At 38.2% G+C, this 251-nt stretch carries 1 pseudogene; it reads left to right on the plus strand.

Annotated features, from left to right (window positions below):
* Nucleotides 1-251, plus strand: a pseudogene (locus IQR33_RS20900) (hypothetical protein); the annotation flags it as partial.

A 251-nucleotide genomic window follows, 5' to 3' on the forward strand; every position in this document is an offset into this window, starting at 1 on the left:
GCCTTCTATTTTGTTTCGTATTTCTGCTTGCCGGTTGTGCGAAAAAGTTTTTATACAGCAATATCGATTGGTTCGTGCTCGATTACTTAGAGGACTATGTCTCGTTGCAAGGGGAACAAAAAGTCCTAGTGGAAGAGCGTTTATTATTGTTGGCAGACTGGCACAAGAAAGAGGAGTTACCATTATATATCGAACATTTAAAAGACCTTGAGAGATTAAAAGCGAGCGATATCACCTTAAATTACTTACAA

Source organism: Vibrio sp. OPT46 (assembly GCF_015163535.1).
Classification (GTDB): Bacteria; Pseudomonadota; Gammaproteobacteria; order Enterobacterales; family Vibrionaceae; genus Vibrio; species Vibrio alginolyticus.